The sequence below is a fragment of the Devosia sp. Soil_C_22 genome, from assembly GCF_057657195.1.
The window spans coordinates 828,143-848,187 of the sequence record NZ_JBDGIY010000001.1; the positions used below are offsets into that span (position 1 = coordinate 828,143).

A 20,045-nucleotide genomic window follows, 5' to 3' on the forward strand; every position below is an offset into this window, starting at 1 on the left:
GTGCGCCGACCGGTAGGGCCGATCCGGCGTGACCGATGCGACGTCGGAAGAGCCTGATTTCAGTGAGGAGCAGACCATGCATGCAGCGGCAGTTCGAGAGGGATCGACTTCCAGCGGCCAGCGATCGACGCGTAGCTTTGCGGAAAGGTTCGACCACCTGTCGAGGGCCAGGTCGCCCCTTTGCTTGGGGCTTGATCCATCGGAGGATCTCATCCGTCACTGGGGCCTTGACGATACGGTCGAGGGCATACGCCGCTTCTGCGGAACGATCCTGGAAGCAGCGGGAGACCAAATTGCCGTCGTAAAGCCCCAATGTGGCTTCTTCGAGCGCATCGGTCCCAGCGGTATGCAGGCCATGGCAGCCGCGATAGCGCAGGCGAAAAGCCAAGGCTCGCTTGCGCTCGTCGACTGCAAGCGGGGCGACTTTGCAAGGACCATGGAGGGCTATGCACAGGCCATGCTGGGCGAAGACAGCGGGTTCGGCGGCGATGCGATGACCGTCACCGCCTATCTGGGGCTCGAGGCACTCAGGCCCGTCATTGATAGGGCGGCTGCCGTGGGCGCGGCTGTCTTCGTTGTGGTTCGCTCGTCCAACACGGATGGACATTTCTTGCAGAAGGCAAGGCATGACGACGGTCGTACCGTCGCCGAGGCGCTTGCTGACTCCATCACCGCAATCAATCGCGAAGCCGGCGACAGCGTCGGACACGTCGGCGCCGTCATCGGCGCGACGATCGACGCCGCAGACAACGCCATCCTTGGTCGTCTGCCACAATCTCTGGTGCTGGCCCCGGGCGTCGGCGCGCAGGGCGCAAGCATCGCAGACGTCAGGGATAGGTTTGGCGAGGCGGTACGGAGGACATTGCCGTCAGTTTCCCGCGCGATCCTGTCGCAGGGACCAAACCTAACCAGGCTGCGCGACGCCATCAAGCGATACAAGGACGAAGCGTGGGACGCAGTCTACTCGGCGCGGTAGCAGACTCGTGCAGACCACCATATTCCGTCACCGAAGCAAGAACCTGCTGATCAATCGCAGCAGAGGGTTCAATCCCCTGTCGCGGCGCTGGGAGGGGGCCTTCAGCGTCGATGATGAATGCGAAGTGATCGAGCTGTTGGAGGCACTGCGCTGGCTGCAGTTCCAAAGCGGAACGCCAATCCGGGTTCCCGTGGGAGTGATCGGGACACGCAACCCCGACGACACCCAATCGCTGCTGGCCGAGAACATCGGCCGTCGCTTGGCGCAACTCGGCCTGATTGTGATTTGTGGCGGCAAGGCGGGCGTGATGGAAGCTGCATGCCGGGGGGGCGCCTCCGTACCGGGCGGCCTGTCGATCGGTCTGTTGCCCGACGGGGAACCCGAGGCTGCGAATAGCTTTGTAGCTGTCCCGATCGCCACTGGCATCGGCGTTGCTCGAAACATCCTTCTCGCGCGGGCTGCTTGTTGCCTGGTGGCCATTGGCGGCGGATACGGCACATTGTCAGAGATCGCATTTGCCCTGCAGTTCGGGCGACCGGTTCTTCGGGTAGGGAACGCGCCGGACGTCGACGGAGCGATCGACTGCGCTGACGCGGACGCTGTCATTAAGGGGGTGGCACATGCCGTCCTCCGGCTCTGACCGGTGTTCACTCCTCGACTGGGTGAGTCCTACATGCTGTAACTCGAAGCGGTCGCCATAGCGCAAGGGCGTCCGTTCACCGAAGAGACCTCCTGCAACCGGCCTGGGAAGCAGTGTGATGGCGCAGGGCTATCTCACTGTCGCGCCCATCGCCTTCGCACACGAGAGCCATGCAGAAGCGTCTCGCAACCGATGCCGCCGAGTTGCGGGTTCACCCACCAGTGTAAAGGTCCCACTCTCGAAGCCGCCAGGGCTGGGCGAGACACCGCCAGGCGCAAGCCTCTGAAATCGCACGGCAATGTGAAGAAAAGTGGTGCCCGGGACCGGAATCGAACCAGTGACACGCGGATTTTCAATCCGCTGCTCTACCAACTGAGCTACCCGGGCAACCGTGGCGCCCGAGGGCGCTGAAGTCGGGCGGTTTATAGGGGGCATTGCCGGGGTGCGCAAGCGGCTTTTGCCATCCGGCAAGCTGTGGAAAATCGATGGACGGGAGACCGGATTTCCGGCCTCCCGCCCACGGGGCATACAGCTATTGCGACAGGTCGTTGTGGCGCGTGTCGCGCAGGAAGATGAGACCGATGACCACCGTGAGCAGTGCGACCACGATCGGGTACCACAGGCCCTGGTAGATGTTGCCGGCGCTCGCCACCATGGCGGTGGCGACCAGCGGCAACAGGCCGCCGAACCAGCCGTTGCCGATGTGATAGGGCAGCGACATCGAGGTGTAGCGCACCTTGGTGGGGAACAGTTCGACGAGGAAGGCTGCGATCGGGCCGTAGACCATGGTCACGAAGATCACCATGATCCAGACGACGCCGATGGCGACGGCCCAGTTGATCCGGCTGGTATCGGCCGGCACCGGCGCCAGGACGGTCAACGGCAGGTCCGCACCCGTTGCGGTGCTCACCGGCTCGCCCGCGATGACGTTGGCGGCGACCAGGTTGGCGGCGGCCGGGTCGGCTGCCTTGCGGGCGGCGTTGATCGCGGCCAGCCGGTCGGCCGGGTTGGCCGCCGCCTGGACGGCCGCAAGCTGTTCGGCGGTCAGCGCCACGGTGGAATCCGTGGCCTTGAAGTTCGGGTAACCATTGTCGATCAGCGCCTTGGTCCACCCTGCCGGGCTGTAGCCTTCCACGGTCGTGCCGCCGATCGACAGCGTTGCTTTAGAGCCGGCGGCGCCATCGGCTGAGGTGAAGGAAATGCCGCGCGAGGCGAGCAGGCCCTTGGAGGTATCGCAATCGCCCTGCACGGTGCCCGGCCATTGCGGGAACAGCGAGAAGTGGCACTGCGCCGGATCGGCCGTGACGGTGATCGGCGTGTTCCTGTTCCAGTCGGTCAACGCCGGGTTGACCGCCGCGGCGAGCCAGCCGAACAGCACGAAATAGCTGAGCGCGCCGATCAGGCACCCGGCCAGGATGATGTAAAGCCGCCCGATCCGGTCCGACAGTGAACCGAACAGCACGAAGAACGGCGTGCCGAGCAGCAGCGCCACGCCGATGATGATGTAGGTGCTCAGGTAATCGACCTGCATCGTCGTCTGGACGAAGAACAGCGCGTAGAACTGGCCCGTGTACCAGATCACGCCCTGGCCCATGGTGGCGCCGAGCAGTGCGAGCAGCACGAACTTGTTGTTCGGGTACTTGAGGAAGGAATCGGTGAGCGGCGATTTCGAGCCGCGGCCCTCTTCCTTCATGCGCTTGAAGATCGGAGATTCGTTGAGCTTGAGCCGGACCCAGATCGAATAGAGCAGCAGGATCACCGACACGAGGAAGGGCAGCCGCCAGCCCCAGTCGCCATAGGCAGCCGGCGGAATGGCCATGCGGCTGACGCCGATGACCAGCAGCGACATGAAAAAGCCCAGCGTCGCCGTAGTCTGGATCCAGCTGGTGGCAAAGCCACGCTGGCCTGGCCGCGAGTGCTCGGCGACATAGGTGGCGGCGCCGCCATATTCACCGCCAAGGGCGAGACCCTGCAGCAGGCGCAGTGTCACCAGCAGGATCGGGGCCAGCACGCCGACCTGCGAGTAGGTAGGAAGCAGGCCAACCGCGAAGGTCGAAAGACCCATCACGAGGATGGTGATGAGGAAGGTGTACTTGCGGCCGACGAGGTCGCCGATGCGTCCGAACACCACGGCGCCGAATGGCCGGACGAGAAAGCCGGCGGCATAGGTGGCGAAGGCCGAGAGCAGGGCCGCCGTCTCGTTGCCGGGCGGGAAGAACAGGGCGGCAAAGAACGGCGCCAGGGTGGCGTAAAGGTAGAAATCATACCATTCGAACACGGTGCCGGTGGATGAGGCGACGATGACGAAGCGTTCGTCCTTCGTCATCCCGCCACCTCTTGTCGAGGTTGCTGCTGCACTTTCTGCAGTTGCCATTGGTTCCCCCTCAGGACCAAGTATCGGCTGCCCCCCTCGGGCCCGCCGTGACCTTTTAACTTTCGGTAACCTTGTGGCAGGTACAGCAGCAGCGCTGTCCTGTCGGCTTCACGAGAAATCGTTTCCCACATCAATAGTTGGGTTGCGCGTCCGTCTGTGGCCGCTAGTGTGCCGCGGGCATGCACATGGAGGGCGACGCAATGCTGGACGATCTCAAGGGTAAACGGGCACTCATCACCGGATCGTCGACCGGCATCGGCGCAGCGGTCGCCCGGGAGTTCGCGCGCCTGGGCGTAGTGGTCGCCGTGCATGGCAACAAGAATGCCGATGCCGCGGAAGCCGTGGCAGCCGAGATACGCGGGCGCGGCGGCAAGGCGGTCGTGGTGCTGGGTGATGTCAGCAAGTCGGGCGAGGCTGACCGGATCGTTGCCGATGCCGTGACCGGGCTCGGCGGGCTGGATATTCTGGTCAACAATGCCGGCGCCATCCTCGATCGCGTCACCAACGCGGGCTTCGACGAGGCGACCTATGAGCGCGTCTACAATCTGAACGTCCGTTCGGTGCTGGCGGTGACGAAGGCGGCCTATCCTCATTTGAAGGCCGCTGGCGGCGGCGCGGTGATCAATACCGGCTCGGTCGCCGGGCGGTTTGGCGGTTTCGGCGGTTCGGCCGTCTATGCTTCGGCCAAGGCGGCGGTGCACTCGATCACCCGCAACGCGGCACGCGAATTTGCGCCTGACAATATCCGCGTCAACGTCGTGGCGCCGGGCTTCATCATCACTCCGTTCCACGACTCGACCCCCAAGGCGGTGGTCGAAGCGGCAGCGGCGCAGATCCCGATGAAGCGGCTGGGCACGGCCGAGGATTGTGTTGGCGCGTACGTGTTCCTCGCCTCGGCCTCGATGTCGGGCTACATCACCGGCCAGATCATCGACGTCAACGGTGGCCAGCTGATGCCCTGATCGGGCTCAGCGCCAGGCTTCGAACGGACCGCCGGCAATGAACGCCCAGTAGACGCCGTAGCGGCTCTTCACTCCGGGCGCGACGCTGGCGGCCGCGAGGCCGAACTCGACGAATTTGGTCGACAGCAGCGCCTCGCGATGCGCCGGCGAGTTGAGCCAGCCATCGATGGCCTGGTCGAGCGTGCGCTGGCCGCCGGCGACATTCTCACCCACCGCGCCTTCATAGCCGGCGGCACGAACCCGCTGGCGCAGCGTGACGCCCAGATTGTGCGACAGCTGGTCCTTGCTCGCCATCAGGTTGGCCTGTGAGCGCGCTGCATCCTCGAGCTTGGTGTTGTAGCTCAGCGCCGGCCGGCCATTGGCGGCGCGGGTGCGATTGATGGCCGCTATGATGGCGCCGCGCGTCAGCTGCGACGGCCCGGGGCTCGGGCCGGGTGCAGGCGGCACAACCGAGGTACAGGCGCCGAGCAGGGAGATGCCGGCGAGGGCGAGGAAACTACGGCGCTGAAGCAGCATGGCAGGCGGCATCCGATACGAGGCGTGGGCAGAAGCGCTTCAAGTATGGCAAGCCCATGGCCCGGTCCACACTATGCGCCCTTGCGATGTCCACGCACCCTTGCACGGCATTTGACTCTAATTAAGCATGATTTGCGTTGGTGCTGGTCCCTGTCCCCAAGGCGCGCGAGGCTCACGCCTGGCATTGGGGGCTTGGGTCATGATCGACAACGAGTTCGAGCATTTCGGCGTACGCGCGATCACTTCGCGTGAGGTGCATTTGCACGCGCATTTCGCCAAGAACATGCTGATCGCAGCTGCGGCTGCGTCACTGGCTATCCTGGGCGCCGGAGCGTTTTTGCTCAGTTTGTTCTAGCTTAGCCCCGGCTCCAGCCCGGAGCATGACCGGGATTAGTACCGCAAAGACCGCTAGGACAATGGGCATAGTCCAGCCAGGGTAGCGCCCCGCGAGCCAGGCCAGCGGCAACAGCACCACGATATTCACGCCCAGGTAGAGCAGCGTCACCTTGCGGTGCGAGCCGAAGCGTCGCTGCAGCGCCTGGTAGGCGTGACGCTTGTGGGCCTCCCACACCGGTTCGCGGTTAAGAGCGCGGCGGGCGAGCGTGGTGAGGCTGTCGGCGAGAAATAGCGCGGCGAGGATCAGCCACTGCCATGGGCTGAGCCAGAAGCTCAGCATGGTGGTGAGTGCGAAGAACGCCGTCATCAGGCCGAGATAAAGGCTGCCGGCATCGCCCATGAAGATGCGGGCAGGGGGCCAGTTCAGCAGCAGGAAGCCGAGCGCGGCGGCGGCGAGCCCGAGCATCCACCACAGGCGCGGATCCTCGATCACACCCGGCACGGCGAGCCACGCGAGGAGGGCCGCGCCGGCGAACAGGAACACCGCCTCGCTGCCGGCAAGCCCGTCGATGCCGTCCATGAAGTTGTAGAGATTGATCCACAGCGCACCGCCCAACGTCAGCACGATCAGCAGCAGCCAGTCGGGCAGGGGAATGAGATCGAGCGGCAGCAGGGCGACGACCGCGCCCATCAGCAGCACCTGCGCACCAAGTCGCCAGCGGGCGGGAAGGGGTCGCCTGTCGTCGACATAGCCGACCCAGGCGATGAGCACCGACGCCATGATCGTGGGGACGGCGAGGAAGGGGATCAGCGCAGCGGTCAAAAGCCCGGCGAAGGTTCCGCCGACAACGATGCCGATCCCGCCGCCGGTCGGCGTGGGCACGGTGTGCGAAGAGCGCTCGTTCGGCGTCTGCACCAGCCCAACCCGCTTCGCGCGCCGCAGCACGAGGAAGGTGACGGCAGCCGCGAGGACAAGCGAGACGGCGGCGAGGATCAGGCCGAGGGTCGGCATGGTGGCTCCGGGTCAGGGAGGCACAGGGTTAGCGGGGAGATTGCGCCGGCTCAAGTGCTTGGGGCCGCCTCCACCAGCTTCGCTGGTTCCCCTCCCCCGCTTCGCCGGGAGGACGGAGGCGAGATCGCGCCCTAGGCCCTCCCCCGCTCACGGGGGAGGGGACCGCGGGAGGCGGTGAAGGGGCGACCAAGCGCGCCGATTACCCGGCGTAGAGCTGCAGGCCGCCGTCGACGCGCAGGAGCTGGCCATGGATGAACTTGGCTTCCGGCGAGCACAGGAACACCACGGCATCGGCGATTTCCTCGGGCTCGGCGTAGCGATCCATCGAGACCTTGTTGGAATTCATCTTCTCCGGATCGACCGTACGGGTCGCCTGGAAACGGGCCGTCTTGGAGGGGCCAGGGCTCACCGCGTTGACGCGCACGCCATCGTTGCGAACTTCGTCGGCAAGGCAGCGCGTGTAGTGGGTCACGGCCGCCTTCAACGTAGCGTAGATGCCGCCATGCGAGACGCCGATATGGGCGGCAACCGAGGCGATATTGACCACGATGCCGTGCTGGCGCTCGACCATCTGCGGCACGAAGGCCTGCGTGACCAGCATGGTGCCGATCAGGTTGTTGTTGGTCAGCGTCGTCAGGTCCTCGTAGGTGATGCCGAGGATATTGTTGGGCAGCGGCTTGTTGCCCGAGGCGCCGATATCGCCGCCCGCGCAGTTGACCAGGATTTCGACGGGGCCGAACTTCTCCTCGATCTCCTTGCGCATGTTGTTGACCGCGTCGCGGTCGCCGATATTGCCGGTGACGCCCATCGAGCGGACGCCGAGGCCCTCGATCGTCTTGATCATGGCGCCGAGATTTTCGCCCTCGCCGTACTTGGCCGAGGCCTCCCAGGTCAGGTCGTGCACCACCACATCGGCGCCACGCGCTGCGAGCTTGCGCGCCATGACGCTGCCGAGGCCGCGGCCCGAACCCGTTACGAAAGCGATTTTTCCAGCTAGATCCTTTGCCACCGGGGCCTCCTAAATCACATCAATCCCTGAGCTTTGAGGTTGGCCGCGCTCTTGCGGTATTGCCCCAGCTCGTACTCGATCAGTTCGTCGTCGGCATTGCGCTGCCACGGGGTGCGCCACTCTTCGCCCGGCTCGAACCGGTTCTTCTGCAGCGCCAGGAGGCACGCGGCGAGGCTCTCGGCCTCCTTGGGCGCGTAGCCGTGCCACCACTCGGGCGTGAACAGCTTGACGTGCCGGTCATCGAGCGCGCCGATCTCGATGCAGGCGATCATCTCGTCATTGTGCTCGGCGAGGATGTCGAACATCTCTTTGTGCGGCACGCAGCCATCGCCCGACGGGCAGCGCACCAAGCGGAAGCCGTCGGGCTCCATCACGGCGCGATAGTCCTTCACGTGGCAATGCCGCACGTAAGGCGCGATCACCCGTGCGAAATCGAGCGGCGACTCGCCCACCGGGAAGGTGTTGGCCATGTCGAAGACGATCCGGACATGTTTGCCGTATTCCTCGCACAGCCCGACCAGCTCGCGGCTGGTAAAGTCCTGATGGTTCTCGATCAGCAGCGTCACGTTCGCCGCCTCGAGCTTGGGCACCGCGGCCTCGAGCTTGTGGTTCACCGAAGCGACGAGATCGTGCCACTTCTGCCCGGCCGCCGCGCGGTCGCCGCACAGGATCGGTGTCAGCGCCACGCGGATGAACTGCGCATCGAGCGCCTTGGCACAGCGGATGAGCAAGTCCATGTCGCCGTGCTGCAGACCCGAACTCAGGACACGCTTCCAGCGCAGGTCATCGAGCCGCTGCTTGAGTGACGCGAGGTCGGCGTCCGACATGTCCTTCAGCCAGCCTTCCCACAACTCGATCGCCTTGCCGCCCAGTTCCTGGGTGAGGCGTATGAAGCCTTCGAGGCCGGCGCCGTTCGGATTGTGCCGCGGCGTGCCGGCGCCCTGCAGGCCGAGATAGTAAGTGAGGCCGTAGGGGTTCAGGCCGGTCGTCAGTTTCATTGCTTCACCGTGGCGTTCGGGCGGGAGTGATGAGCTGCGCTAGCGCAACCCTGCATCTACAGTAATTGCCTGCTTGGTGATCATTCGACTGTCGTCGGATGCGAGGAACAGGCAAGTGCGCGCAATCTCGTCGCCGAGCAGCACCTGGCGGATCATCTGGCGCTCGACGATGGCGTCGATCTGCTCCTGGTTGGGGTACCAGAGCTTGCGCTGCCGGTCGGTGATCACCGCGCCGGGCTCGATGGAATTGACGCGGATATTATCGGCACCGAAACCGCGCGCCAAAGCCCGAGTCAGCCCGTTCACCGCCGCCTTTGCGGTGGCATAAACCGGCATGTTGGCCGCGCCGCCGCGCCAGGCGATCGAGGAAAAATTGATGATCGAGCCGCCACCGAGCGATTTCATCTGCGCGCGCACCGCCTGCGCTGCGAAGAACTGCGGCTTCAGGTTGATGCCGAGCGAAGCGTCCCAATAGTCCTCGGTAACGGCGTCGATCTCGTGCCGATTGTCGTTCGCGGCGTTGTTGACGAGCACGCCGATCGGCCCGAGTCGGGTATTGATCGTCTCGATCGCAGCCTTCAGGCCCGCGGTATCCGTGATGTCGCAGCGGATAAACTCGGCGCCGGTTTCCCTGGCCAGTGCCTTGCCCTCATCCTCGAGGATATCGACGAACGCCACCTTGCTGCCCTGGCCAGCAAAGGCGCGGACGATGTCCGCACCAATGCCGGAGGCGCCGCCGGTGACGAACACGACCCGCCCCGCAAGACTGGGGTATTTGGCGAACTGAGAAATTTGTTTGCCCCTAGATCAGTCGTGTCGTGCTCGGGTCGAACAGGCAGGCACGGGTCATGTCGACCGCCAGCGGCATGTTCTCGCCCATCTTCGGCGCCTCGTCGGGCGAGAAGCGGCCGACCACTTCGCGGTCGCCGAACTTGAGCACCGCCATGGTCTCGGCCCCCGTCGGCTCGACCACTTCGACCGGCGCCGAGATCGAGGCCAGCCCCTGCCGACCGGCATTGGCGTCGCTCTGCCGGCTCAGGTGCTCCGGCCGGATGCCGAGGATGACCTTCTTGCCGGTCGCCCGGTCGGCAACCCCGTTATGGAGTGGCAGGCTCGCGACACCGCCGCCCGCGAGCGGGAAGTTTACCGACGGCGCGCCGTTGGCGGACGACAGCTCGGCATCGATGAAGTTCATCGAGGGTGAGCCCATGAAGCCGGCGACGAAGATATTGGCCGGCCGGTTGTAGACCGTCTCCGGATCGGCAAACTGCTGCACCTCGCCCTGGTGCATCACGGCGATGCGCGAAGCCAGCGTCATGGCCTCGACCTGGTCGTGCGTGACATACACGGTGGTCTTGCCGACGCGCTGGTGCAGCTTCTTGATCTCGGTGCGCATGTCGACGCGCAACTTGGCGTCCAGGTTGGAGAGCGGTTCGTCGAACAGGAACAGCGCCGGATCGCGCACCAGTGCGCGGCCCATCGCGACGCGCTGGCGCTGGCCGCCCGAGAGCTGGCCCGGCTTGCGCTTCAGCAGCGGCTCGATCTGCAGCAGTGCCGCCACCCGGGCGATGGCCGCTTCCTGCTCGGCCTTGGGTACGCCGCGGCTTTCCATGCCGAACGCCATATTCTCGCGCACCGTCATGGTCGGATAGAGCGCGTAGGACTGGAACACCATGGCGATGTCACGATCCTTGGGCGCCACCGAGTTGACGAGCCGGTCGCCGATCCAGATCTCGCCGCCGGTCACCGTCTCGAGACCGGCGATCATGGCGAGCAGGGTGGACTTGCCGCAGCCCGAGGGGCCAACGAGCGCAATGAACTCGCCGGTCTGCGCCTCGAGGTCCACACCCTTGAGGACTTCGACCACGCCGTAGTTCTTGTAGAGATTCTTGATAGTCAGCGATGCCATTGGACTAAGCTTTCCGGATCACTTGATCGCGCCCTGCGTCAGGCCGCGGACGAAATATTTGCCGCCGAAGAAGTAGACGAGCAGCGGAGGAAGGGCGCCGATCAGCACCGCGGCGCTCATCACGTCGTAGGTGCGGACGGTGGTGCCGTTCAGCGACAGCGCGACCAGGGCCGCGGTGATCGGCTGGTTGGCACCCGAGTTCAGCACCACGCCGAACAGGTACTCGTTCCAGATGCCCGTGAACTGCCAGATGACCGTCACGATCAGAATCGGCGGCGAGATCGGCAGGATGATCTTGAAGAATATCCGCCAGAACCCGGCCCCGTCGATGCGCGCCGCCTTCACCAGATCGTCGGGAATGCCGATGAAATAGTTGCGACAGAACAGCGTGGTGAACGCGAGGCCCTGGATGCAGTGAACGAAGACCAGGCCGAAGACCGAGTTTGACAGCCCGATCTTGCCCAGGACGAAGGCCCAGGGGAGCAGTGCGATCTGGCCGGGCATGAACACGCCGAGCAGCATCATGCCGAAGATGACGTCCGAGCCCTTGAAGCGCCACTTGGAGAGCACGTAGCCATTGATGGCGCCGAGCGCGGTCGAGATGATCGTGGCGGGCACCACCATCATCACCGAGTTCCAGAAATAGCGCTGCATGCCGTTGCACTGCCCGCCGATGCAGAACTCGCTCCAGGCTTGCGGCCAGGCATCGAGCCGGAATGTCTGCGGGAAGGCGATGAGGCCATTCGCAGAGATCTCGGGCAGTGGGCGGAAGGAGTTGAACACCACCACGCAGAGCGGGATGAGATAGACGAGCGCGAACACGGACAGAAGGCCATAGATCACGATCCGGCTGATCAGCCGCCTGCGGCTGGCGACGGAGGCCTCGTGGTCGACGACGCCGGTCGAGGTGAGGGTTGCTTCAGCCACGGCCGCTCTCCCTTCTGCGACGCCACGCCAGATACAGCGAGTAGGGCACCAGCACCACCGCAAGCGCGGCCAGGATCATCATGGCGGCAGCCGCGCCCTCGCCGATTTCACCACGCTGGAACATCAGGTCGTAGACGAAGGTGGCGGGGAAGGTGGTCGAGATGCCCGGGCCTGAATTGGTCAGCGCCACCGCGAGGTCGAAGGTCTTGATCGCGGCCTGCAACTGCACCACCGCAACGGCGAGGAAGATCGGCGTGATCGAGGGCAGGATCACCTTGCGATAGATCCGGAAGGTGGACGCCCCATCGATCGAGGCGGCCTTGATGATGTCGCCGTCGACCGATCGAAGACCAGCGAGGAACAGCGCCATGGTGAAGCCGGCGCTCTGCCAGATGCCGGTGATGATGATGGCCCAGATCGCATTCTTGCGGTCGGTGGTCAGGGCGAACTGGAAGTCGGTCCAGCCCCATGAATTGACCAGGAACTGGATACCCGCCGTGGGATTATAGAGCCACTGCCACACCGTACCGGTGACGATGAAGCTCACCGCCAGGGGGTACATGTACATGGTGCGCCAGAAGCTTTCGGCCCGGATCTTCTGGTCCAGCAGGAGCGCGAGCAGCAAGCCCACCGCCATGGCCGCGACCACGTAGAAGGCCGAAAAGAAGAACAGGTTGGAGTAGGCGACGCCCCAGCGCCGGTTGTTCCACAGATCGACATAGTTCTGGAACCCCCTGAACCCGTACGAGGGCAACAGGGTGGAGTCGCTGAGCGAGATGTAGAAGGTCCAGCCCGCGAACACGAAGACGTAGATGAACGAAGCAATGATGGATGGCGCGATCACGAAGATCGGGCCCCACTTCTTCAGCTTTTCCCAAAAGCTGGTTCCGCCCGCCATGGCGGAATATCCGGCACTACTCACGGTTGCCCCTCCGACGAGACAGGATGAAACCGGCCGTGACGGGCAGCGTCACGGCCGGCATCGGGAGGTGGATTACATCTGGGCTTCGACGGCGTCGGCCATGATGTTGGCCGCTTCTTCCGACGTCATCTCAGGCGTGTTCACGAACTCGGTGATCGTGTCCATCATGGCGCCGCGGTACTTCTGCAGCACGGTCATGTTGTGCGCCATCGAACGAACCAGCGAGCCCCCTTCGATCGAGGCCTTCAGGGCTTCCTGGCTCTGCTGCTGGCAGACGTTGAAGCCATCCGACAGGTCGACGTCGAGGCGGGCCGGGATCGAGCCCTTCGAGATGTTGAAGGTCTTCTGGAAATCGGGCGACAGGATCAGCGAAGCGAGCAGCTTCTGGCCCTCCTGGTAGTCGGGGTCGTTCTGCTTGAAGAACACCACCGAGTCCGAGTTCAGGATGAAGCCCGGCTGACCCCAGTCGGTCGGAGCCTGGCCGCACAGGATGTCGCCGCCGGGCTCATGGCCCACCGACTTGATCGTGCCCAGTTCCCAGTCGCCCATGATGAAGAACAGCGCGTCGCCGTTGACCATCATGTTGGAGGCGGTGTCGTAGTCGCGTCCGGCAATCGCCGGGTCCATGTACTTGGAGACCATCAGGCGCATCTGGTCGAAGGCCTTGATCATGCCTTCCGAGCGCAGTGCCTCGACATCGCCCTCGACGAAGGCCTTCTTGAACAGCTCCTGATCCTGGCCATAGACGACCACTTCGAAGGTGGTGGCATCGGTCCAGTCGGCGGACAGGTGGGCAAGGCAGATCTTGCCACCGGCCACGGCCTTGTCGCAGGCCGCGTTGAAGTCGGCCCAGGTCTTGGGCAGCTCGGTCACACCGACCGATTCCATCGCGGCCTTGTTGCCCCAGATCCAGTTGATCCGGTGGATGTTCATGGGGGCCGCGACCCACTTGCCTTCCGGCTTCATCACCGGCAGCAGCTCGGGGGCGACGACGGCGTCCCAGCCCTCGGCGGTGGCGAGTTCGTCCATGTCGGCAGTGCCACCGGTGGCGTTCCACTCGGCGATTTCCGGACCCTTCAGCTGCACCGCGGCCGGGGCGTTGCCCGCCACCACGTCGGCGCGCAGCTTGGCCAGCGTGTTTGCGGTGTGACCGGCAATCGCGGTCTGCTCCCACGTGCCACCGGCTGCGGTGAACATCTCACCCAGCTTGGCGATCGAGGCAGCGTCATTGCCGCTGGCCCACTGGTGCAGCATCAGCACCTTGGGCGCAGCAAGCGCGGTGCCCGAAAGCAGCGCGGCAGCAAGCATCGTGGTCGCGGCAACCGCGACCGAAGTCGTGAATTTCATAATGTCTCTCTCCCTTGCACCCGCACCCACTCCGACTCTTTGGTCGGCCCCTATGGGTACTTGCGCTTTCCTCGCGGCGGTGCACATCCTCCACGGCACCGTCGTATTAGTTCTATGGTGAACTTATTCGGCTTGTCAACGCGCCAACGGGGAGGGGAGGCGTGAACAAGATCGAGCTGAAATCGCTGCTCGCCAGCAACGTCCAGGACACGCCGACCGGCCGCATCGTGCGCATGTTGACCGAGCGCGGGGCATTGAGCGCCACCCAGCTGTCGCGGCTGACCGGACTGGCGAAATCCACAGTTTCGATGACGCTCGCCGAGTTGCGTCGTTCCGACATGGTGGTGGAGGCCGGCAGTGAGTCGGCAGGCAGTGTCGGCCGCCCGGCCAAGGCGCTGACCCTCAATCCGAAAGCCGGTACCTGCATCGGCATCCTGATCGGTCAGACCGAGATCCAGGTCATGGTCGCCGATGTTGCGCACACCATCCTGGCGCAAAAATCGGTGACGCTCGGGCCGGACTATGGTCCCGAGCTTGCCGACCACTACATCCGCGAGCTCATCGCCGAGGCCTACAAGGGCCAGTGGCAATCACCGGAAGGCCTGCTCGGCGTGGGCGTCGGCATGGGCGGACCGGTCAATCCGGTAAATGGCCTGGTGCTGCGCGCCGGAGGCATGCCCGACTGGGCCGGCGTCGATATCCGCGAGATGTTCGGACCGATCTTTCCCGGCGTGCCGATCTTTTGCGACAACGAAAGCAACTGCGCCGCCATTGCCGAAATGACCTGGGGCGCTGCCCAGGGCCATGAAGACTTCATCGTCTATACCATCGACCTGGGCGTCGGTGGCGCCATCGTCTCGGGCGGGCGCGTGCTGCGCGGCATTGCCGGTGGCGCGGGCGAGTTCGGCCATGTCGTGATCGATCCCGACGGTCCGCCCTGTCGCTGCGGCAACCACGGCTGTCTCGAAGTCTATGCCAGCTTCCGTGGTCCGCTTGCCGAGGCGGAAAAGCATTTCGGCCGTCCATTGCAGATCATCGATGTCGTCAGCCAGGCGCTCGCCGGCGACGAGATGTGCCGCGCCCTGATCGAGCGGGCCGGCGAGGCCGGGGGGCACGGGCTGGGCATGATCAGCTCGGTGTTCAACCCGCCCCTGGTGGTGGTGAGCGGGCGCCTCGCCCTCACCGGCGACCTGTTCATGGACGCATTGGCGCGCAGCTACGAGCGCTACACCCTGATCAAGCGCGGCGACGTACCCGACAATACCCGCACCATCCTCCGGCCGTCGCACTTCACCGACAATGGGGCCTGCATGGGGGCCATCGGTCTCGTCCTTCGGCACCACGGCCGGTTGTTGAACTAGAGCATCACGTTCGACGCGGCCCACACCCACCGGCGCCAACCCCGCGAAGGCGGAAATCCAGCGGCCACACGCTCCGTGTCCGACTGGGTTCCCGCCTGCGCGGGAATGACATTGAGGGTGGCGGCGGCGCCTCAGCCTGATTGTGAAATGCCCCAGGTTACTCGGGCCAGGTTCAGCTCTTCTGTCACTGAGAAAAATAATATGTTTGGCTATGTACTGTAGATTGAGCCGCGCGCACTGATCGATACGTCTTTTTCGCGTATCGGAATCTCATAACACTATAGTAATATCTGTATCGGCTTGATCGTGCCGAGTGATCGCGCGGCGCGATGGATCGTTTCGGGGCAATATATCGAACTGCGGCGGTTGGAGGTTCCTGCAGATGGACGGTGATCCGTCTTGTCCGGAGATCTTGTTGTGCGGCACCAAGCATCGTGCAGCTGCCGCAGTGAGACAGCGATAATGTCCGGCCCGCTCTGCATCATCTCGGATTCTGCTCATCTTGAGCATGCTCTCGGCGTTGGGGCACAGATCGGTGCGCCGGTACATGGCCTGGATCAGGTTGCCGCGACACATGATGCCTCGACCGTGGTGTTCGATCTCGATATTCGCGTCCGCGATGCGATTGCCGGCGTGAAGGCGGTCCGCCGCCCACACAGTCAGGCCTGGATATTCCTGCTCGATGCCGGTTCCGACCTGCACGCGGCGCGCACCCAGGCACATGCGCTGGGAGCCTCCGAGACCATTTTTCGCGAGAACGCGGTCGCGGTCCTGTCGCGGCGGCTGTCGCTGAAGCCCGATTATCCGATCGACGGTCGCGATCTGGCGCTGCTCAAGTCGCGGCCGGGTGGCGCGGCGGTCGAGAGCGCCGGCCGCCTGCTGTCGACGCTGTTCTCGGCGGTGAGCATGGACCGTGCCGTATCCGGGGCGGACATACGTAACGGCGCCGCCATGCTGGCCCAGTCCCTGTCCGAGATCGAACTCGGGCCCTGGCTCGATACCGTGCGCCAGCACCATGAGGGTACGTTCCAGCATTGCCTGCTTGTCGCAGCCACAGCCGCCTCATACGCCCGCACCTACTTCAAGGGCGAGCAGGCGCAGACCCTGATCTCAGCCGCGATCCTGCACGACATCGGCAAGGCCGATATCCCGGTACACATTCTCGACAAGCCCGGCGGACTTAGCGAAGCCGAATTCGCCGTCATCGCGCGTCACCCCGTCACAGCCTACGAGCGGTTGCGCGGCTGGGGCTTGCCCGACAATGTGCTGCGCGCCGTGCGCGGCCACCACGAGGCGCTCGACGGCTCCGGCTATCCGGACCGCCTCAAAGGCGACCAGGTCGACATGGTAACGCGCGCCCTGACCACCTGCGATGTTTATGCTGCCCTGTCCGAAGCGCGCAGCTACCGTCCGCCCATGCCGCGCGACGAAGCGGTTGCCGTGCTTGTCGACATGGCCCTGCGCGGCAAGCTCGACTATGTGCCGGTGCGTAACCTCGCGGGCCTCATCGGCGCGCGCGTACCCGCAACTATCGCGGAGGTCCAGGCGAACCTCCGCGACGTGCAGGCGCGCTCGATCTAGCTCGGCGGCAGCCTACCAGTTGGCAATGCGACCGTCGGCGAGGATCGAATCCTCGGCCGGGATCACTTCCTGCTTGAACGGATATTTGGCGGCAGCCTTCTCATCGATCTCGATGCCGAGGCCGGGTGCCTCGGGGATTTCCCACGAGCCGTCCTTGAGCTTGAGCGGATAGACCGAGCAGATTTCCTCGAACCAGGGGACGATGCCGACGGCTTCTTCCTGGATGACGAAGTTGGTCGTCGCCACGTCGAAGTTCAGCGCCACCGCGCCCGCTACCGGACCCATCGGGTTGTGCGGGCAGACGCCCATATGTGCCGCCTCGGCGATCGCGGCGATCTTGCGCCCGCCCGAGATGCCCATGCAGTGAGCAAGGTCCGGCTGCACATAGGTTACGGCCCGCGTCTCGGCCACTTCGGCGAATTCGCGCGGCGTGAACAGCCTCTCGCCGGTCGCCAGCGGACAATCGACGCGGCGGGCGATATCGGCCATGGCCGGGGTATCGCCGGGCTGGATCACTTCCTCGCAGAACAGCGGTTTGATCGGCTCGATCGCCTTGATGTAGGCGATCGCGGCATCGAGCGAGTCCGGCCGGCCATGGAAGTCGGTCATCACGTCGACCTTGTCGCCAACCCGCTCGCGCACCGCGGCGGCCAGCTTTTCGACATGCTTCACCGCCGGCAACGGCGCGTCATAGCCCGTGTAGGGCACGAAGCCGAGCTTGATGGCATTGTAGCCCATCTCGATCGTCTCCTGCACCGCGTCGCAGAAGGCGCTGATATCGGTGTTGGGCACCCGGGCTTTGGAATTGCCGCGCTTGAGATGGGTGTAGACGCGCACGCTGTCGCGCACCTTGCCGCCCAGCAACTGCCACACCGGGACACCCAGCGCCTTGCCCTTGATGTCCCACAGCGCCTGCTCGATGCCCGAGACGGCCGTGAGCCCGATCGAGCCCAGCGGCCAGAAGCTGAAGCGCGTCATCTTGTTGACGATGTGCTCGATGTTGCGCGGGTCCTCGCCGACAACGAAGGGTGCGAGGTCCTCGATCGTCCCCTTGATCGCGCGGGTCTTCCACTCGAGCGTCGACTCGCCCCAGCCCCACAGTCCGGGCTGGTCGGTCAGCACCTTCACGAAGATCCAGTTGCGATGCACCGCGTTGACGACGACGGTCTCGATACCGGTGATTTTCAAAACAATTCTCCCATGATGAACGCGCGCCGGCGGTTCTTCGACCGCCGGCGCCTCGCCTGTCTCGTCAGGCTGTCTGGATTTCGTTGGCCGCGAGGTAGTCGCGGTTCATTTCGATGCCGAGCCCGGGCACGCGCTTGAGCTTGAGGCTGCCGTTCGAGTTGTCGAGCGGGGTGTGCATCAGTTCGTTGTAGCCGCTCAGGTTCCAGCGCGAGGTCTCGAGCCGGTAGAAGTTCGGCACCGTCATCATCACATGCGCGCCGGCCAGCACGTTGATCGGCCCGCCCGCATCGTGGGGCGAGATCGGCACGTAATGCGCCTCGGCAAGGATGGCGATCTTCTTCATCTCCGAGATGCCGCCGGTCCAGGTCACGTCCGGCATGATGTAGTCGGCGAGGTTGTTCTCGAGGATGGGCGCAAAGTCCCACTTGGTGTGAGCGCGCTCGCCCACCGAGATCGCCGCGTTGACCTTCTCGCGCACCTGCTTCAGCGCCCCGTAGCTCTCGGGCGGCACCGGTTCCTCGAACCAGTCGATATTGCCGGCTTCCTCGAGCGAGCGGCAGAGCCGGATGGCGGTCGGCACGTCGAAGCGGCCATGCGCATCGATCAGGATCTCGACCTGCGGGCCTGCCGTCTCGCGGATCAGCGCGGTAAGGTCGGCGGCCTCCTGCTCGTCCTTGCGCGACAGCATGCCGTCGAGATAGCCGTCGCGGCGCTCGCGATCGCCCTGGTATGGGAAGGGGTCGAATTTCAGCGCGACGTGGCCCGACTTCACGATGTCGGTGATCTCGTCGATCACCCCCTGCTTGGACGTGAATTTGCCCTGGTCGGGATGGGTGTAGAGCGAGATTTCCTCGCGCACCGCGCCGCCCAGCAACTCGTAGACCGGCAGGCCCAGCACCTTGCCGCGAATGTCCCACAGCGCGATGTCGACCGCGCTCACGCATTCGCAGGCGGCACCGCGGCTGCCCATGTAGGTGAAGCTGCGGAACAGCTTGTGCCACAACCGCTCGATCTTGCTCGGGTCTTCGCCGGTGATCTGCCCGCTGACCTGCTTGAGCATCGAGGCCAGCGACCGATTGGCGATCTTGGTGGTCGAGGTGATCTCGCCCCAGCCGGAAATCCCCTCGTCTGTCGTCACTTCGACGAACAGATACTCGCCCCAATAGGATGTGCTGGCCTTGACCAGCCAGGGGCGCACACCGGTAATCTTCACGTCAGTTCCTCCCAATGAAAACGAAAGGCCGGCGACCCCTCCGGTCGCCAGCCGAAAATGGCTAGCTGGCACGGGCCGAGGTGGCGGCACGCATCTGCTCCAGAACATGTCGGCCGGCGCCGTCGACATGCTGTGCGATCAGCGCCGCGGCGCGTTCCGCGTCTCCGCTTTTGACCAGCTGGATGAGTTCGCGATGGTCACGCATCACCTGTGCCCGGCGCGAGATCGTGTAGTTGTAGCGCCGCGCCAGTGCCCGCAGCACCTCGCGATGCTTCCACCACAGCTCGGCCGCGAGGTGGTTGTAATGTCGTTCGTACATCAGCGTGTGGAACTGGGTATCGAGCTCACTGTGCAGGATCGGATCGGCGAAGTTGTTGGCCTCGATCTCATCCTGGATGCGTTCGAGCGCCGCGATATCGGCCGGTGTCGCCATGTCGACGAACCACCTCACCATCGAGGGCTCGATCAGTACGCCGATCTCGTAGACATCGCGCACGAAGTCGCGGTCGATCGGGCGGACGCGGGCGCTCTTGTTGTGCACCATCAGCACGAAGCCCTGTGAGCGCAGCAGCTGCAGGGCTTCGCGAACGGCATTGGCTGGCGCCTTATGGCGCTCGGAGAGTTCGGCGACGACTAGCCGCGCATTGGCCTCCAGCCGGCCCGAGATAATGTCGTCACGAATGAGTTCGTAGGCGACGGCACCCTCCTCGGAGACCCCGGTCGGATCGATTCCTACGGGCGGCCGGGCCTTGAACTCGCTCATCTACGTCCATC

General features: G+C 64.5%; 19 protein-coding genes and 1 tRNA gene. 6 read left to right on the forward strand and 14 right to left on the reverse strand.

Annotation, left to right across the window (positions count from 1 at the left end):
- Positions 1-28 precede the first annotated feature (28 nt).
- A complete protein-coding gene (gene pyrF, locus AC3A6I_RS03895; protein ID WP_487541873.1) occupies positions 29-976 on the forward strand; it encodes an orotidine-5'-phosphate decarboxylase in 948 nt (315 codons plus the stop codon).
- A 7-nt stretch (positions 977-983) separates the two neighbouring features.
- Positions 984-1,616 (forward strand): TIGR00725 family protein, encoded by a 633-nt coding sequence (locus AC3A6I_RS03900; RefSeq protein WP_487541874.1) that lies wholly within the window; start codon positions 984-986, stop codon positions 1,614-1,616.
- A gap of 311 nt (positions 1,617-1,927) precedes the next feature.
- Here AC3A6I_RS03900 and AC3A6I_RS03905 read toward each other — a convergent pair.
- A tRNA-Phe gene (locus AC3A6I_RS03905) sits at positions 1,928-2,003 on the reverse strand.
- Positions 2,004-2,148: 145 nt separating this feature from the next.
- Positions 2,149-3,990, reverse strand: coding sequence for an MFS transporter (locus AC3A6I_RS03910; RefSeq protein WP_487541875.1), 1,842 nt, complete (start codon positions 3,988-3,990; stop codon positions 2,149-2,151).
- 200 nt (positions 3,991-4,190) lie between these two features.
- On the opposite strand from AC3A6I_RS03910, the gene AC3A6I_RS03915 reads away from it, so the two are divergent.
- Positions 4,191-4,952 carry an SDR family NAD(P)-dependent oxidoreductase gene (locus AC3A6I_RS03915; protein ID WP_487541876.1) on the forward strand — a complete coding sequence of 254 codons (762 nt, stop codon included), beginning with the start codon at positions 4,191-4,193 and terminating at the stop codon, positions 4,950-4,952.
- A 6-nt stretch (positions 4,953-4,958) separates the two neighbouring features.
- Here the strand turns inward: AC3A6I_RS03915 and AC3A6I_RS03920 are convergent, their stop codons facing one another.
- Complete coding sequence (locus AC3A6I_RS03920; protein ID WP_487541877.1) at positions 4,959-5,468, reverse strand: CAP domain-containing protein; 510 nt, start codon at positions 5,466-5,468, stop codon at positions 4,959-4,961.
- Between the two features lie 199 nt (positions 5,469-5,667).
- Here AC3A6I_RS03920 and AC3A6I_RS03925 point away from each other — a divergent pair, with 199 nt between their 5' ends.
- Positions 5,668-5,823 (forward strand): hypothetical protein, encoded by a 156-nt coding sequence (locus AC3A6I_RS03925; RefSeq protein ID WP_487541878.1) that lies wholly within the window; start codon positions 5,668-5,670, stop codon positions 5,821-5,823.
- Here the strand turns inward: AC3A6I_RS03925 and AC3A6I_RS03930 are convergent.
- From AC3A6I_RS03930 to AC3A6I_RS03965, 8 genes are all read right to left on the reverse strand, one after another.
- Positions 5,776-6,816 (reverse strand): MraY family glycosyltransferase, encoded by a 1,041-nt coding sequence (locus AC3A6I_RS03930; RefSeq protein WP_487541879.1) that lies wholly within the window; start codon positions 6,814-6,816, stop codon positions 5,776-5,778. The genes AC3A6I_RS03925 and AC3A6I_RS03930 overlap by 48 nt on opposite strands.
- Positions 6,817-7,015: 199 nt before the next feature.
- Positions 7,016-7,825, reverse strand: a complete 810-nt coding sequence (locus AC3A6I_RS03935) for an SDR family NAD(P)-dependent oxidoreductase (protein WP_487541880.1) — start codon at positions 7,823-7,825, stop codon at positions 7,016-7,018.
- A gap of 14 nt (positions 7,826-7,839) precedes the next feature.
- Positions 7,840-8,823 carry a sugar phosphate isomerase/epimerase family protein gene (locus AC3A6I_RS03940; protein ID WP_487541881.1) on the reverse strand — a complete coding sequence of 328 codons (984 nt, stop codon included), beginning with the start codon at positions 8,821-8,823 and terminating at the stop codon, positions 7,840-7,842.
- A 39-nt stretch (positions 8,824-8,862) separates the two neighbouring features.
- A complete protein-coding gene (locus AC3A6I_RS03945) occupies positions 8,863-9,573 on the reverse strand; it encodes an SDR family NAD(P)-dependent oxidoreductase (RefSeq protein WP_487541882.1) in 711 nt (236 codons plus the stop codon).
- Positions 9,574-9,625: 52 nt separating this feature from the next.
- Complete coding sequence (locus tag AC3A6I_RS03950) at positions 9,626-10,732, reverse strand: ABC transporter ATP-binding protein (protein WP_487541883.1); 1,107 nt, start codon at positions 10,730-10,732, stop codon at positions 9,626-9,628.
- 18 nt (positions 10,733-10,750) lie between these two features.
- Positions 10,751-11,659, reverse strand: coding sequence for a carbohydrate ABC transporter permease (locus AC3A6I_RS03955; RefSeq protein WP_487541884.1), 909 nt, complete (start codon positions 11,657-11,659; stop codon positions 10,751-10,753).
- Positions 11,652-12,581 carry a carbohydrate ABC transporter permease gene (locus AC3A6I_RS03960; RefSeq protein ID WP_487541885.1) on the reverse strand — a complete coding sequence of 310 codons (930 nt, stop codon included), beginning with the start codon at positions 12,579-12,581 and terminating at the stop codon, positions 11,652-11,654. Before AC3A6I_RS03960 ends, AC3A6I_RS03955 begins: the two co-directional genes overlap by 8 nt.
- 72 nt (positions 12,582-12,653) lie before the next feature.
- Positions 12,654-13,928 (reverse strand): ABC transporter substrate-binding protein, encoded by a 1,275-nt coding sequence (locus tag AC3A6I_RS03965; RefSeq protein WP_487541886.1) that lies wholly within the window; start codon positions 13,926-13,928, stop codon positions 12,654-12,656.
- Between the two features lie 161 nt (positions 13,929-14,089).
- Between AC3A6I_RS03965 and AC3A6I_RS03970 the strand changes: the two genes are divergently transcribed.
- Entirely contained in the window at positions 14,090-15,289 is a 1,200-nt protein-coding gene (locus tag AC3A6I_RS03970) for an ROK family transcriptional regulator (protein WP_487541887.1), read from the forward strand.
- Between the two features lie 462 nt (positions 15,290-15,751).
- Complete coding sequence (locus AC3A6I_RS03975; protein ID WP_487541888.1) at positions 15,752-16,870, forward strand: HD-GYP domain-containing protein; 1,119 nt, start codon at positions 15,752-15,754, stop codon at positions 16,868-16,870.
- 12 nt (positions 16,871-16,882) lie between these two features.
- On the opposite strand, the gene dgoD is transcribed toward AC3A6I_RS03975, so the two are convergent.
- The 3 genes from dgoD to AC3A6I_RS03990 form a co-directional block, all read right to left on the reverse strand.
- On the reverse strand, positions 16,883-18,058 hold the full coding sequence (gene dgoD / locus AC3A6I_RS03980) for a galactonate dehydratase (protein WP_487541889.1): 1,176 nt from the start codon (positions 18,056-18,058) through the stop codon (positions 16,883-16,885).
- Positions 18,059-18,122: 64 nt separating this feature from the next.
- Positions 18,123-19,271, reverse strand: coding sequence for a mandelate racemase/muconate lactonizing enzyme family protein (locus tag AC3A6I_RS03985; RefSeq protein ID WP_487541890.1), 1,149 nt, complete (start codon positions 19,269-19,271; stop codon positions 18,123-18,125).
- A 61-nt stretch (positions 19,272-19,332) separates the two neighbouring features.
- Entirely contained in the window at positions 19,333-20,034 is a 702-nt protein-coding gene (locus AC3A6I_RS03990) for a GntR family transcriptional regulator (RefSeq protein WP_487541891.1), read from the reverse strand.
- Positions 20,035-20,045 lie beyond the last annotated feature (11 nt).